This is a genomic window from Mycobacterium xenopi, assembly GCF_009936235.1.
GTDB classification, from domain to species: domain Bacteria; phylum Actinomycetota; class Actinomycetes; order Mycobacteriales; family Mycobacteriaceae; genus Mycobacterium; species Mycobacterium xenopi.
Window position 1 is genome coordinate 1853395 of sequence record NZ_AP022314.1, and the last position, 14818, is coordinate 1868212.

Sequence of the window (14818 nt, forward strand, 5' to 3'; positions counted from 1 at the left end):
CTCGAGTCCGAGCGGGCGACGGGAATCGAACCCGCGTCGCTAGTTTGGAAGACTAGGGCTCTACCATTGAGCTACGCCCGCAGAAAATTCTCGAGCGCGACTGTACGTCGGGGCAGACATCAATTCCAAATGAGGCCGTTCCGTGACTTCGGCGTGAGGCGACTGCCGCGACGGTGGACCCGGGCCGTAGGATCGCGAGGTCAGCGCGGGGTGTAGCGCAGCTTGGTAGCGCATCCGCTTTGGGAGCGGAAGGCCGTGGGTTCAAATCCCGCCACCCCGACCAGCGCAGCTCGCACCCACCACGAATCGACACCAAGGAGCACACCCGTGAAAAGCACCGTCGAGCAGTTGAGCCCCACTCGGGTTCGCATCAATGTGGAGGTGCCTTTCACAGAACTCGAACCAGATTTCGAACGGGCATACAAGGAGCTGGCAAAACAGGTGCGGCTCCCTGGTTTTCGTCCGGGCAAGGCACCGGCCAAGTTGCTTGAGGCGCGCATCGGCCGCGAGGCGATGCTTGACCAGGTCATCAGCGACGCGCTGCCCAGCCGCTACGGGCAGGCGGTGACCGAATCCGATGTGCGTCCGCTGGGCCAGCCCGAGATCGAGGTGACCAAGAAGGAATACGGCAAGGACCTGGTTTTTACCGCTGAAGTCGACGTGCGACCCGCGATCACGCTTCCTGACCTCAAGGCGCTGACCGTCACCGTGGACCCGGTCGAAGTCACCGACGAAGACGTCGAGAAGGAGCTGCAGGCGCTGCGAGCGCGGTTCGGCACACTGACACCGGTCGAGCGGCCCGCGGCTGAAGGCGACATTGTTTCCATTGACCTGTCCGCCAGCGTTGACGGCGAGGAAGTCGCGGACGCGGCCACCGAAGGTCTGACGCACGAAGTCGGTTCCGGTCAGCTGGTCGACGGTCTCGACGAGGCGATCGTCGGCTTGTCGGCCGGCGAATCGCGTGTGTTCACCACCACGTTGGCCAATGGGCCGCATGCGGGGCAGGAGGCTCAGGTCACCGTCACCGTCGGCTCGGTCAAGGAACGCGAGCTGCCGGAACTCGATGACGAATTCGCGCAGCTGGCAAGCGAATTCGACACCATCGACGAGCTGCGCGCCAATCTGGTCGAGCAAGTCCGCCGGGTCAAGCAGATCCAGCAGGCCGAGAAGATCCGCAATGCCACGCTGGATAGCCTGCTGGAGCAGGTGGACATCCCGCTGCCGGAGGCGATTGTGCAGGCCCACGTCGACGAAACGGTGCACAACGCCCTGCATGGCCTCGACCACGACGAGGCCAGATTCGCCGAGGCGTTGGCCAAGCAGGGGTCGTCGCGCGAGGAGTTCGACGCAAATGCCCGCGCCGCCGCTGAGAAGACGGTCAAGACCCAGCTGCTGCTGGACGCCCTGGCAGATGAGCTGGGCATCCAGGTCAGTCAGGACGACCTGACCGAACGGCTGGTGTTGATGTCGCGGCAATACGGTGTCGAGCCACAGCAGCTGTTGTCGTTTCTGCAGCAGAACAACCAGTTGTCGGCCATGTTCGCCGACGTGCGGCGGGGTCTGACAGTGGCCGCTGTGGTGGAGGCAGCAACGGTTAAAGACACGGACGGAAACGTCATCGACACCAGTGAGTTCTTCGGGAAACGCAGGGCTGACGAGGCCGATGAGGCTGAGGGGGTCGATGAGGTTCAAGCGCCCGTGGCCGATGAGGCCGCCGGCGGGGCCTAGGAAGCCATCCGGCGACATGACGCCACGCTGTGAGCGAACGCGGGCACTTCGGGGAGTGCATGACGTCTCCGGTTGGTTAATGTCGGTGCAGACGCAACTCGAGAAAGCAGGTATCCCGTCGTGACAGGCATGCGTACCAACACGCAGGGTCTCAACCTCACCGACTCGGTCTACGAGCGTTTGCTTGCGGAGCGCATCATTTTCCTGGGCTCTGAGGTAAACGACGACATCGCCAACCGGCTGTGCGCGCAGATTCTATTGCTGGCCGCCGAAGATCCCGCCAAAGACATCGCGCTGTACATCAACTCGCCGGGCGGATCGATCAGCGCCGGCATGGCCATCTACGACACCATGGTCCTGGCACCCTGCGATATCGCCACCTACGCGATGGGCCTGGCCGCCTCGATGGGGCAGTTCCTGCTCGCCGCGGGCACCAAGGGCAAGCGCTACGCGTTGCCGCATGCCCGGATCCTGATGCATCAGCCGATGGGCGGCGTGACCGGTAGCGCCGCCGACATCGCCATCCAGGCCGAGCAATTCGCGTTGATCAAGAAAGAGATGTTCCGGCTCAACGCGGAGTTCACCGGCCAGCCCGTGGAACGCATCATGGCGGACTCGGACCGCGACCGCTGGTTCACCGCACAGGAAGCGTTGGAGTACGGCTTTGTCGACCACATCATCACCAACGCCCCAGTCAACGGAGCACCATCATGAATCCCGATATCCAGCCGCAGGCCCGCTACATCCTGCCGTCCTTCATTGAGCATTCGAGTTGGGGCGTCAAAGAATCCAATCCGTACAACAAGCTGTTCGAGGAACGCATCATCTTTCTCGGCGTCCAAGTCGACGACGCATCGGCCAACGACATCATGGCGCAGCTGTTGGTGTTGGAGTCCCAGGATCCCGACCGCGACATCACCATGTACATCAATTCGCCCGGCGGCGGGTTTACCTCGCTGATGGCGATCTACGACACGATGCAGTATGTGCGCGCCGACATCCAGACTGTCTGCCTCGGGCAGGCTGCCTCGGCCGCGGCGGTGTTGCTGGCTGCCGGAACGCCGGGCAAGCGAATGGCCTTGCCCAACGCGCGGGTGCTGATCCACCAGCCCTCGCTGGCGGGCGTGATCCAGGGGCAGTTCTCCGACCTGGAAATCCAGGCCGCCGAGATCGAGCGGATGCGCACGCTGATGGAAACCACCCTGGCCCGGCATACCGGCAAAGATGCCGCGCAGATCCGCAAAGACACCGACCGCGACAAGATCCTGACCGCTGAAGAGGCCAAGGATTACGGGATCATCGACACCGTGCTGGAGTACCGGAAGCTTTCTGCTGCCACGGCTTAGGCCCCTGTCCTGCGCGACCAGACGCAAACACCCCCGAGAACGCGCTGTTCAGCGCGCTTGTGCGACTGCTCGGGCGACGGCAGCGATGTCGGCCGGACGTACCCGACAGCAGCCGCCGACGATGCGTGCTCCCGCCGACACCCACTTTGGCGCCAGCTCAGGCGAGAACCGCGACTGGCCGACCCAGGCTCGCCGTGCACTGTCCCAGCGTTCCCCGCTGTTGGGGTACACAATCACGGGTTTGCCGGTCTGGCGCGCCGCCGCGACCGCGGGCAGCACATCGTCGGGTGCACAGCAGTTGACGCCGACCGCGACGATCTCCGGTACCTCGGCGGCCACCGCGAACGCCTCGGCGAGTGGTTGTTCCGCCCTGGTACGGGTTCCGTCGATGGTGTAGCTGAGCCAGGCTGGCACCGCGAGCCGCCGCACCACGTTCACCAGCGCCTCAGCCTCGTCGATGTCGGGCACAGTCTCCAACGCCAGCACGTCCGCGCCGGCCTCGGCCAGCACCTCCAGCCGAGGTCGATGCCAGGCCTCCAGCGCGGCGACACTAAGGCCGTAGCGTCCGCGATACTCCGACCCGTCGGCGAGGGCCGCGCCGTACGGGCCGACCGAGGCGGCCACCCAGCGACAATTGGCGCCCACGCGATCGCGCGCAATAGCAGCGAGTTCGACGCTGCGCCGTAGCAGCCGGACAGCGTCGTCGCGTCCGATCCCGCGGGCGGCGAAGCCGTCAAACGATGCTTGGTAGCTCGCCGTGGTCGCGATCATGGCGCCGGCGCGAAAGTAGGCGGCATGCACCGCGGTGATTTCTTCGGGTGCGTCGATCAGCAGCCTGGCCGACCACAACGGGTCTGATAGGTCATGGCCGCGCGCCTCGAGTTCGGTGGCCAGCCCGCCATCACCGATCAAGACGGTATCGTCAGCCACGGCGAATCCCACGAACTTAACTGTAGGATCGGCAAGCTCACCGGCTCTCGGTCGAGTAACAGCCGCGACACGCCAGAGACACAGCGGCGCGTTCCGGGCTGCTACGGGACCGTCAAGGGGATATGTTCGCAGCAGACAGGCACGAATACCACCGACGCTATTCGCCGCTATCGGTCGCGTCCGGCCCAAGCAAGCGGGTAGCGTCGGGATACACGCGGCACACTGCGATCTACGGCGAAAAGGAAGTAGGCCCTCAGCACCATGGCGCGCATCGGAGACGGCGGTGACTTGCTGAAGTGCTCCTTCTGCGGCAAGAGCCAAAAACAAGTCAAGAAGCTCATTGCGGGCCCGGGGGTCTACATCTGCGATGAGTGTATCGACCTGTGCAACGAGATCATCGAAGAAGAACTCGCCGACGCCGACGACGTCAAACTCGACGAACTCCCCAAGCCCGCCGAGATCCGGGAATTTCTCGAAAGCTACGTGATCGGCCAGGACAACGCCAAACGGACCCTGGCCGTCGCGGTCTACAACCACTACAAGCGCATCCAGGCCGGCGAGAAGGGCCGCGATTCACGCTCAGGTGAGCCGGTCGAATTGACCAAGTCCAACATCTTGATGCTGGGCCCCACCGGGTGCGGCAAGACGTATCTGGCCCAGACCCTGGCCAAAATGCTGAACGTGCCGTTCGCCATCGCCGACGCCACCGCGCTCACCGAAGCCGGTTACGTCGGTGAGGACGTGGAAAACATTCTGCTCAAGCTCATCCAAGCCGCCGACTACGACGTCAAGCGCGCCGAGACCGGCATCATCTACATCGACGAGGTCGACAAGATCGCTCGCAAGAGCGAAAACCCCTCGATCACCCGCGACGTGTCCGGTGAAGGTGTGCAGCAGGCGCTGCTGAAGATCCTGGAGGGCACCCAGGCTTCGGTGCCCCCACAGGGCGGCCGCAAGCACCCGCACCAGGAATTCATCCAGATCGACACCACCAACGTGCTGTTCATTGTGGCGGGCGCCTTCGCCGGGTTGGAGAAGATCGTCGCCGACCGGGTCGGCAAACGTGGATTGGGCTTCGGAGCCGAGGTGCGCTCCAAAGCCGAGATCGACACCACCGACCACTTCGCCGAGGTGATGCCGGAAGACTTGATCAAGTACGGGCTGATCCCGGAATTCATCGGTCGGCTGCCGGTGATTGCCTCGGTGACCAACCTCGACATGGATTCATTGGTCAAGATCTTGTCCGAGCCCAAAAACGCCCTCGTCAAGCAGTACACCCGGCTCTTCGAGATGGACGGTGTGGAGCTGGAGTTCACGCAAGACGCGTTGGAGGCGATCGCCGAACAGGCGATCCACCGCGGCACCGGCGCTCGCGGTCTGCGCGCGATCATGGAGGAAGTTCTGCTGCCGGTGATGTACGACATCCCGAGCCGTGACGACGTGGCCAAGGTGGTGGTCACCAAGGAGACTGTGCAAGACAACGTGCTTCCGACGATTGTTCCGCGTAAGCCGTCGCGCACCGAACGCCGCGACAAGAGCGCCTAGCGAGCCGACCGGCCGGGTCCACCTTCTTAGAGTTGGCGCCCCAGCAAAAGTGACGAACACCACAGTTTTGCCTTGCCGGCGTGGTATCCGCGGGCGTGACCTTGGTGTTTGATTGCATACCGATAGCGTGTTTCCACGCGTCGGCGTCAACGAATGCTTAAGAGCAGTGCCATAATCGGTACTGCCGGTGACATAAAACTTGGGCGGGTCCGCTGCGACGGCAGATACTGGAGTCGTAACGCAGAGTGGCCGTACGGAGAGAAGTAACGGAAGGCGGGGACGTGGGTCCGAACGGCGACGGAGCCGGTTCAGAATCTCATAGCGCTGGTACGGCGACGCGGCAGCAGCTGGAAAACGTCGTCATCCGATTCGCCGGGGACTCCGGTGACGGGATGCAGCTCACCGGGGACCGATTCACTTCCGAGGCGGCGCTTTTCGGCAACGATCTCGCCACTCAACCGAACTATCCGGCCGAAATCCGCGCACCCGCGGGCACGCTGCCCGGGGTCTCGTCCTTCCAGATCCAAATCGCCGACTATGACATCCTGACCGCCGGCGACCGGCCCGACGTGCTGGTGGCCATGAACCCGGCTGCGCTGAAAGCCAACATCGCCGACCTCCCACGCGGCGGAATGGTGATCGTGAACTCCGACGAGTTCACCAAACGCAACTTGGCCAAAGTGGGCTACGAAACCAACCCGCTGGACAACGGCGAGCTATCCGATTACGTCGTGCACGCCGTCCCGATGACCACGCTGACCCTGGGAGCCGTCGAGGCGATCGGCGCGTCGAAGAAGGATGGCCAGCGCGCCAAAAACATGTTCGCGCTGGGCCTGCTGTCCTGGATGTACGGCCGGCCGATCGAGACCAGCGAACGATTCATCAGAGAGAAGTTCGCTCGCAAGCCCGACATCGCCGAAGCCAACGTGCTCGCGCTCAAGGCCGGGTGGAACTACGGCGAAACCACCGAAGCATTCGGCACCACCTACGACGTCTCACCGGCGAAGCTGCCCGCGGGGGAATACCGGCAGATTTCGGGCAACACCGCGCTTGCCTACGGCATCGTCACCGCCGGCCAGCTGGCAGGCATCCCAGTGGTGCTGGGCAGCTACCCGATCACCCCGGCCTCCGACATCCTGCACGAGCTGTCGAAGCACAAGAACTTCGACGTCATCACATTCCAGGCCGAGGACGAGATCGGCGGAATCTGCGCCGCGTTGGGCGCGGCCTACGGCGGCGCGCTCGGCGTCACCAGCACGTCGGGACCGGGCCTTTCGCTCAAAGCCGAAGCGATCGGCCTCGGTGTGATGACCGAGCTGCCGCTGCTCGTCATCGACGTGCAGCGCGCTGGCCCGTCGACCGGCATGCCGACCAAGACCGAACAGGCCGACCTGCTGCAGGCGATGTACGGGCGCAACGGCGAATCGCCGGTCGCGGTGCTGGCGCCGCGGTCGCCGTCGGACTGCTTCGAGACCGCCCTGGAGGCGGTGCGGATCGCGGTGTCGTATCACACTCCGGTAATCCTGTTGTCGGACGGCGCAATTGCCAACGGCTCCGAACCGTGGCTCATCCCGGACATCAGCACGCTTCCACCCATCGAGCACACCTACGCCAAGGCCGGTGAACCATTCCAGCCGTATGCTCGCGACCCGGAGACGCTCGCCCGCCAGTTCGCGATTCCCGGTACTCCTGGACTAGAACACCGCATCGGCGGGCTGGAGTGCGCAAACGGCTCCGGCGATATCTCGTACGAACCGGCCAACCATGACCTGATGGTGCGGTTGCGGCAGGCCAAGATCGACGGTATCCAGGTGCCCGATCTGGAGGTCGACGACCCCAGCGGAGACGCCGAACTGCTGCTGATCGGGTGGGGAAGCACCTACGGTCCGATCGGCGAAGCGTGTCGACGGGCGCGCCGCAAGGGCATCAAGGTCGCGCATGCCCACTTGCGTCACCTCAACCCATTCCCGGCCAACCTCGGCGACGTTTTGCGCCATTATCCGCAGGTCGTCGCGCCCGAGATGAACCTCGGCCAGCTGGCGATGCTGCTGCGTGCGAGGTATCTGGTCGACATCCAGTCGGTGACCAAGGTTCAGGGCATCGCGTTTTTGGCCGACGAGATTGGGCGCGTTATCCGCGCCGCGCTGGGCGGGACTCTGGCCGAAATCGAACAGGACAAAACCACAGTGGCCAGGTTGGCGGTGGCTACGGTTGGGGCAGGAGTTGACGCATGACAGACCTGATTGGCGATCTGACGGGCGCGGATCTTCCGGTGACGCCGGTGTTGACCAAGAACTCCGGTGTGCCCACCACCGACGAGCCACAGAAAGCCAAAGACTTCACCAGTGACCAGGAAGTCCGTTGGTGCCCGGGCTGCGGCGACTACGTCATCCTCAACACCATCCGCAACTTCCTGCCCGAACTCGGGCTGCGCCGCGAAAATATCGTCTTTGTCAGCGGCATCGGGTGCTCCAGCCGATTCCCCTACTATCTGGAGACCTACGGCCTGCATTCGATCCACGGCCGTGCCCCGGCCATCGCGACCGGTTTGGCGCTGGCCCGACCCGATCTATCGGTCTGGGTGGTCACCGGTGACGGTGATGGGCTCTCGATCGGCGGCAATCACCTGATCCACGCGCTGCGCCGCAACGTCAACCTGACGATCCTGCTGTTCAACAACCGCATCTACGGCCTGACCAAAGGTCAGTACTCTCCGACATCCGAAGTCGGCAAGGTCACCAAGTCGACCCCGATGGGATCGCTGGACCAGCCGTTCAACCCGGTATCGCTGGCGCTGGGTGCTGAGGCGACTTTCGTTGCGCGCGCGCTGGATTCAGACCGCAACGGGTTGTCGGAAGTGCTGCGCGCCGCCGCCCAGCACCGCGGCGCAGCGCTGGTCGAGATCCTGCAGGACTGCCCGATCTTCAACGACGGCTCGTTTGACGCGCTGCGCAAGGAAGGCGCCGACGAGCGGGTGATCACCGTCCGCCACGGCGAGCCGATCACATTCGGCGCCAACGGCGAATACTGCGTGGTGCGCTCCGGCTTCGGGCTCGACGTGGCCAAAACCGCCGACGTCTCCGCCGAAAGCATCGTCGTGCACGACGCGCACGCCGAGGATCCCGCGTATGCGTTCGCCCTCTCGCGGCTGTCCGATCAGAACCTCGAACACGCCGTAATGGGGATCTTCCGCCAGATCACTCGGCCGACCTACGACGACGCGGCCCGTACCCAGGTCAGCACCGCGAAAAAGTCGGCCCCCAGTGACCGCGCCGCGCTGCAGTCGCTGCTGCGCGGGCGTGACACCTGGACCGTCGCCTGACGTGCCGCAGTCCTCGACCCAGCCGATCGCATTGGCGGGGGTGGTATTGGCTGGCGGTGCATCGCGCCGAATGGGCCGAGACAAAGCGACTTGTCCGTTGCCCGCGTCGATTACGGCACCGAACGAGCGTTCCGGGGCCACCACGATGGTCGAGCATGTCGTCGGCATTGTCGGCCAGCGGTGCAAGCCGGTTTTCGTCGTCGCCGCGCCGGGTCAGCGCTTGCCTGCGCTGCAGGCTCAGGTCGTGCGCGACGAGGTGCGCGGGCTTGGTCCACTACTTGCGACCGGCCGCGGACTGCGGGCCGCCGCGGAGGCGGGCGCTACTCGCGCCTTCGTCTGCGCGGTCGACATGCCGCTCCTGACAATTGAGTTGATCGACGAGTTGGCCCACCGGGCCGCCCAGGTCGACGCCGACGTGGTTTTGCCGTGGGACGGCCGCGACCACTACCTGGCCGCCATTTATCGGACCGACCTGGCCAAACGAATCGACGCGCTAGTCGCCGCCGGCGAGCGCGCGATGCGAGCCCTGGTCGACGGCGTGGATGCCCAACGGGTCGTGGTGTCAGACTCTCGCCCCTTGGCCAACGTGAATTCGGCCGAGGATCTGCACACTCTTCTGCAGCTCATGCACTGACGGTCTGTGCCACCGTCGGCCAAGCTGAACCAGACCGACGATTCGACGCATGCGCGATATTGTTTCCTAGCAAATCATTGAGTTCTGCCATTTCTGGTAGTAATGACGTCCGATTTACTTGGGCTATCGATTAATCGCAGTTGATGATTCTATATTTGTCGAGCAATAGAATCCGATCGAACGCCAATTTGCTGAGTAATTCGATGCGTAGTCCGAACTAGACGCCAGCCTGGATTGCATTGCGGCGACGGCTTATTCGTAGTGGTGAGCGATACGCTGCGGGTGTACCTCCGCCTTTGTGCATTACCGAGAAATGCCTAGGGCAAAGCCTTTCTGGCAAATTTCTGCACCGGGCTGACAGCAGCTCGGTCATCGTCCGATGGCGCGTGGGCGGGAGCCTGGCCGCGCTAGGCTCGGAGTGGTTTCCGACGCGTCGGCAAGCGACGAAATATGTTGGCGATAAACATGATTGGCAAGATTCCTCCATCGACTGGACACGAGGAGTTGCCGAGCGGGCGACGGAGCGTTCTTTCGAGCAGTTCGGCGCTGTAATCGAAATCGCTTGGCGCACACCCTATGTTGTGCCCTCGGTCGACGCTCGGAGCAGCGGATCAAGGAATTACGCATTTCTGCTCGACCGAGCTAACGGCAAATCCGTGAGTCGACGTTGCCCGTGGCAGTCGGTGAATCTGCCCTGTGTGCCAGTGGCGGAATCTTCCAAAAATCCGTGGCGCAGCTCACAATATCCATGTGATTTGAATCACGATAACTTTGTTATTCCACAGCGCTGACGCCTTGGTCAAAGACCGTATTAACCTGCATAGACCATTGGCCCAAGCGGCCGTAACCAACTCGTTATTCAACAGATATATGACGTGGGCCCGAGATGACGAAATCAATCGAGTCTCGTACGGTCCTTCTCGGCCCGAGATGGGCAAACGAAAATCGAATCCACGGACCCCGCGTGTGAGTGGGGCTGCGGACGGCGACAACCGCCTCCCAGCCGCCGGGAAAGAGACCCGTCGGGCAGGTCATGCCCCCGCTGTCGTGCCGGAACGACACGGCACGTCTCGAAGCACCAACGCCGCCTGAGCCAGGCACCCGGCCCACATCCGTGGGCTTGCTTCGGCGCGCGCGCACCGCGAAAGGAACGATATTGAAGACCGTCCACAAGACGCTCGTCATCGCCGGCATCGCAGGGGCGCTCGTCGCGTCGCCGACGGCGCCGTTCATCGCCAGCGCCTACGCGGAAGGTGAGGCCTGGGACGTGAACGCAGCCCTCGGCACCGCTCCCGACGCTCCCGCTCCGGAGGAGCTTGCAGCCGCTCACGAGGCAGCTGAAGCTCCCGCACCGGAGGCAACTGAGGCGCCGGCCCCCGAGGCGGCAGAGCCTGGTCCTGAGGCGCCGGCCCCAGCTGCAGAGGAACCTGCTCCCGCGCCGGAAGCCGAGGCGGCGCCCGCGCCGGCTCCTGAGGCGCCGGCTCCCGCCCCCAAGCGTGCGTACAGCGTCAACTGGGACGCGATCGCGGCTTGCGAGTCCGGTGGCAACTGGTCGATCAATACCGGCAACGGTTTCGCCGGCGGCCTGCAATTCACCCAGAGCACCTGGCGGGCCAACGGCGGTTCGGGCTCCCCGGCCAACGCCAGCCGCGAGGAGCAGATCCGGGTGGCCGAGAACGTCCTGCGCACGCAGGGCCTAGGCGCCTGGCCGGTGTGCGGTCGGCGCGGCTGACCTGACTGCTGCGAGTGGTGCCGGACCTGCGGGTCCGGCACCACCGTCTGTCTAGGGGGCTATGCGGGCCGCCGGGAGGTTGTCGCAGGCAGTACAAGGGCCGACCGCGCCGCCACCGAGGCCACCGCGCTTGCCAAGCCTGCGATGCCCGCGCCGACCACCACGATGCGCTGGGCCACGGATACCCAACCTATCGCGGCCACCTGATTGCGGTCGCCGTGTGCTACGCAAGGTGCATGAGCGCAACGGCATTCGATGATCTCGACGACTACCTGGCGCTGCCGCGGGTATCCGCCCTGGCGGTCGCAGCAGACGGGTCGCGGGTGGTCACGACGGTGGCCGAACTCAACGACAACCGCAGCGAATATGTCAGCGCGGTCTGGGAACTCGACCCGGCCGGGCGAACACCCGCACGGCGGTTGACTCGCTCCGCCAACGGCGAGTCGTCGCCCGCGTTCACCGCGGACGGCGATCTGCTGTTCGTCTCGGCGCGGGCCAAAGCTGAGAAGGCGGACGACGAAAAACCGCCGGCGTCGCTGTGGCGGCTGCCAGCCGACGGCGGTGAAGCCGTCGAGGTGCTGGCCATGCCCGGCGGCGTGTCGGTGGTGCAAAGCGCTCGCAGCGCCGAAGTGACGGTGGTTGGCGCGCCGTTGCTGCCGGCGGCGCAAACTGTCGTGGACGATCGACGGTTGCGCGATCTACGCAAAGACAGCAAAGTAACCGCGATCCTGTACACGAAATATCCAGTCCGCCACTGGGACAAGGATCTTGGGCCCGACGAAGTCCACCTATTCGATGCGAGCGGTCCGCGTGACCTGACTCCGCGGCCGGGTGCAGCCTTGCGCGAGGACGGATTCGACATCAGTGCTGATGGCCGATTCCTCGTTACGACCTGGCGTGTCAGTGGACCCGGGCCCATGCAGCGCTCGGTGTTGCTGCGGGTTGACATCGAATCCGGGCACCGCATCGTCATCGTCGATGACCCGGATGCGGATCTGGAGCGCCCGGCCATCTCCCCGGACTGCAAGGCCGTGGCGTTCACGCGGGAAACAATCGCCAACCCTGGTCGCGCGCCGCGAAGGACGCTGCATTGCTTGCGGTTTGGCGAGGAACCGGCAATCGTCGCCCCAGATTGGGACCGCTGGCCGGCGTCGGTGACCTGGTCGAGCGACGGCACCTCACTGATCGTCACCGCCGACCAGGCTGGCCGCACGCCGGTGTTCGTGATCGATTTATCCACGTCGGCCATCACTCAACTCACAACCGACGACTTTGCCTACACCGACGTCACACCCGCGCCCGGCGGCGTGCTGTACGCACTTCGCAGTTCTCTTACGGCGCCCCCACACCCGGTGCGAATCGACCCCGACGGCAGCATCACAGGATTGCCTTGCATTGAATTGCCGACGCTGCCAGGGACTTTGGAAGACATCACCGCGAATGCACCGGACGGAGAGTCGGTGCGTTCGTGGCTGGTGCTTCCTGAAGACCTCACGCCCGCGCCGCTGCTGCTCTGGATTCACGGGGGTCCGGTGGCCAGCTGGAACAGCTGGTCGTGGCGGTGGAATCCGTGGCTGATGGCCGCCAAAGGGTACGCGGTGCTGTTGCCCGACCCCGCGCTGTCCACCGGCTACGGGCAAGACTTCATCCAGCGTGGCTGGGGAGCTTGGGGCGCAGCGCCATTCGCGGATCTGATGACCGCCACCGACGCTGCCTGCGCACACCCGCGCATCGACGCCACCCGAATCGCGGCAATGGGCGGATCATTCGGCGGATACATGGCCAACTGGATAGCCGGCCACACCGATCGGTTCGCCGCGATCGTCACACATGCCAGCTTGTGGGCCCTGGATCAATTCGGTTCCACCACTGACCTTGCCTACTACTGGTGTCGCGAAATGACACCGGAGATGACGGCAAGCCACTCCCCACACCGGTTCGTCGACCGAATCACCACTCCGATGCTGGTCATTCACGGCGACAAGGACTATCGCGTACCGATCGGTGAAGCCCTTCGACTGTGGTACGACCTGTTGGCTGGATCAGGCTTACCCGCCGGCGCCGACGGCACCAGCCCCCACCGGTTTTTGTACTTCCCATCCGAACACCACTGGGTGCTGGCGCCACAGCACACGAAAATCTGGTACCAGGTCGTTATTGCGTTCCTCGCCGAACACGTGCTCGGAAAATCCGGCGAATTGCCCGAACTGCTCGGAGTAGCGTCAGCCCCGTGACTGATACGCAACGCGAATTCGACATCGTCTTGTACGGGGCGACTGGCTTCGTCGGAAGGCTGACTGCGGAATATCTGGCCCGCGCCGGCGCGAAGGCCCGCATCGCATTGGCGGGCCGCTCGATCGACCGCTTGCGCACGGTGCGCGAAAACCTCGGCGAATCCGCGCAGTCCTGGCCACTGATCCACGCCAATGCCTCTACGCCCTCGACGCTGGACGCAATGGCGAAACGCACCCAGGTGGTCGTCACCACCGTCGGCCCCTACACCCGCTACGGGTTGCCGCTGGTTGCCGCATGTGCTGCGGCGGGGACCGATTACGCCGACCTCACCGGGGAGGCGATGTTTGTGCGCAACAGCATTGACCAGTGCCACAAGCAGGCCATCGACACCGGTGCACGCGTTGTGCATGCGTGCGGATTCGATTCCATCCCTTCAGATTTGAGTGTCTATTCACTCTACCTGGCGGCCAGCCGAGACGGTGCCGGCGAACTCGCAGACACCGACTTTGTGTTGCGCGGGTTCTCCGGGGGGCTATCCGGTGGAACTATCGCGTCGATGATCGAAGTGCTGCACACCGCATCCACCGACTCGGAGGCACGGCGCCTGCTCAGCGACCCGTACACGCTGAGCACCGACCGTGCCGCTGAACCGGAGCTGGGTCGGCAGCCGGATCTACCGTTGCGTCGTGGTCGCGACATTGCTCCGGAACTGGCCGGAATTTGGACGGCCGGGTTCATGATGGCTCCCTACAACACCCGAATCGTGCGGCGCAGCAACGCGTTACTGGATTGGGCCTACGGCAGGCGGTTCCGTTACAGCGAGCACATGAGCCTGGGATCGTCGTTCGTCGCTCCGGTGGCCTCAGTCATGGTCAGTGGGGCGGGTAACGCGATGTTCGGGTTGGGCGCCCGGTATTTCCGGCTGCTGCCGCGCCGGCTGGTGCAGTGGCTGGCGCCCAAGCCCGGTACCGGCCCCAGCGAAGCTGCTCGTGAGCGCGGCTACTATCAGGCCGAGACCTACACCACCACGACCACCGGTGCCCGTTATGTGGCGAGCATCGCGCAGCAGGGCGATCCGGGTTACAAAGCGACCTCCGTGCTGCTGGGGGAGAGCGGCCTGGCACTGGCCTTGGACCGTGACAAGCTCTCCGACCTGCGTGGTGTGCTCACCCCGGCGACCGCAATGGGCGACGCGCTGCTGGCCCGGTTCCCGGCCGCCGGCGTGTCGTTGCAGACCAAACGGCTGTAATCGCGCCGTGGAACCCCGGAACGGCTGTCAGCCGGGCTGGCTTGGTCTAGTGTCGTAACCGTTTTCGACAAAACCACAGCGACGAAAGTGACACAAA

At 64.3% G+C, this 14818-nt stretch carries 11 protein-coding genes and 2 tRNA genes; 11 read left to right on the forward strand and 2 right to left on the reverse strand.

All coding sequences use genetic code 11. The annotated features are described in order from the left end of the window. Positions 1-10: 10 nt before the first annotated feature. A tRNA-Gly gene (locus MYXE_RS08685) sits at positions 11-81 on the reverse strand. Between the two features lie 125 nt (positions 82-206). On the opposite strand from MYXE_RS08685, the gene MYXE_RS08690 reads away from it, so the two are divergent. The 4 genes from MYXE_RS08690 to clpP2 all read left to right on the forward strand — a co-directional run bounded on the left by MYXE_RS08690 (position 207) and on the right by clpP2 (position 3074). Then, positions 207-283 (forward strand) — tRNA-Pro (locus MYXE_RS08690). A 44-nt stretch (positions 284-327) separates the two neighbouring features. Next, a complete protein-coding gene (gene tig, locus MYXE_RS08695) occupies positions 328-1728 on the forward strand; it encodes a trigger factor (RefSeq protein ID WP_085193541.1) in 1401 nt (466 codons plus the stop codon). Positions 1729-1857: 129 nt separating this feature from the next. Continuing rightward, positions 1858-2442 (forward strand): ATP-dependent Clp protease proteolytic subunit, encoded by a 585-nt coding sequence (locus tag MYXE_RS08700; protein ID WP_003921032.1) that lies wholly within the window; start codon positions 1858-1860, stop codon positions 2440-2442. Further along, a complete protein-coding gene (gene clpP2 / locus MYXE_RS08705; RefSeq protein WP_003921033.1) occupies positions 2439-3074 on the forward strand; it encodes an ATP-dependent CLP protease proteolytic subunit ClpP2 in 636 nt (211 codons plus the stop codon). Before MYXE_RS08700 ends, clpP2 begins: the two co-directional genes overlap by 4 nt. A 48-nt stretch (positions 3075-3122) precedes the next feature. On the opposite strand, the gene mmuM is transcribed toward clpP2, so the two are convergent. Further along, the gene (gene mmuM / locus MYXE_RS08710) at positions 3123-4004 is read right to left on the reverse strand and encodes a homocysteine S-methyltransferase (protein WP_172468626.1); all 882 of its coding nucleotides are present in this window, start codon (positions 4002-4004) and stop codon (positions 3123-3125) included. Between the two features lie 261 nt (positions 4005-4265). On the opposite strand from mmuM, the gene clpX reads away from it, so the two are divergent. From clpX to MYXE_RS08745, 7 genes are all read left to right on the forward strand, one after another. After that, entirely contained in the window at positions 4266-5549 is a 1284-nt protein-coding gene (gene clpX, locus MYXE_RS08715) for an ATP-dependent Clp protease ATP-binding subunit ClpX (protein ID WP_003921035.1), read from the forward strand. Positions 5550-5830: 281 nt separating this feature from the next. Further along, on the forward strand, positions 5831-7783 hold the full coding sequence (locus tag MYXE_RS08720) for a 2-oxoacid:acceptor oxidoreductase subunit alpha (RefSeq protein ID WP_003921036.1): 1953 nt from the start codon (positions 5831-5833) through the stop codon (positions 7781-7783). Continuing rightward, entirely contained in the window at positions 7780-8871 is a 1092-nt protein-coding gene (locus tag MYXE_RS08725) for a 2-oxoacid:ferredoxin oxidoreductase subunit beta (protein ID WP_003921037.1), read from the forward strand. The genes MYXE_RS08720 and MYXE_RS08725 overlap by 4 nt, the downstream gene beginning before the upstream one ends. 70 nt (positions 8872-8941) lie before the next feature. Further along, the gene (mobA, locus tag MYXE_RS08730; protein WP_232061822.1) at positions 8942-9505 is read left to right on the forward strand and encodes a molybdenum cofactor guanylyltransferase; all 564 of its coding nucleotides are present in this window, start codon (positions 8942-8944) and stop codon (positions 9503-9505) included. 1156 nt (positions 9506-10661) lie between these two features. Further along, complete coding sequence (locus tag MYXE_RS08735) at positions 10662-11237, forward strand: transglycosylase family protein (RefSeq protein WP_003921039.1); 576 nt, start codon at positions 10662-10664, stop codon at positions 11235-11237. Between the two features lie 236 nt (positions 11238-11473). Then, positions 11474-13471, forward strand: a complete 1998-nt coding sequence (locus tag MYXE_RS08740; RefSeq protein WP_003921040.1) for a S9 family peptidase — start codon at positions 11474-11476, stop codon at positions 13469-13471. After that, positions 13468-14721 carry a saccharopine dehydrogenase family protein gene (locus MYXE_RS08745; protein ID WP_003921041.1) on the forward strand — a complete coding sequence of 418 codons (1254 nt, stop codon included), beginning with the start codon at positions 13468-13470 and terminating at the stop codon, positions 14719-14721. The genes MYXE_RS08740 and MYXE_RS08745 overlap by 4 nt, the downstream gene beginning before the upstream one ends. Positions 14722-14818: the final 97 nt, after the last annotated feature.

What these genes read in the sequence shown, in the direction of transcription:
- clpX (WP_003921035.1), top strand. Translation starts at nt 4,266, where the DNA reads ATGGCGCGCATCGGAGACGGCGGTGACTTGCTGAAGTGCTCCTTCTGC.
- clpP2 (WP_003921033.1), top strand. Translation starts at nt 2,439, where the DNA reads ATGAATCCCGATATCCAGCCGCAGGCCCGCTACATCCTGCCGTCCTTC.
- MYXE_RS08740 (WP_003921040.1), top strand. Translation starts at nt 11,474, where the DNA reads ATGAGCGCAACGGCATTCGATGATCTCGACGACTACCTGGCGCTGCCG.
- MYXE_RS08725 (WP_003921037.1), top strand. Translation starts at nt 7,780, where the DNA reads ATGACAGACCTGATTGGCGATCTGACGGGCGCGGATCTTCCGGTGACG.
- MYXE_RS08700 (WP_003921032.1), top strand. Translation starts at nt 1,858, where the DNA reads ATGCGTACCAACACGCAGGGTCTCAACCTCACCGACTCGGTCTACGAG.
- mobA (WP_232061822.1), top strand. Translation starts at nt 8,942, where the DNA reads ATGGGCCGAGACAAAGCGACTTGTCCGTTGCCCGCGTCGATTACGGCA.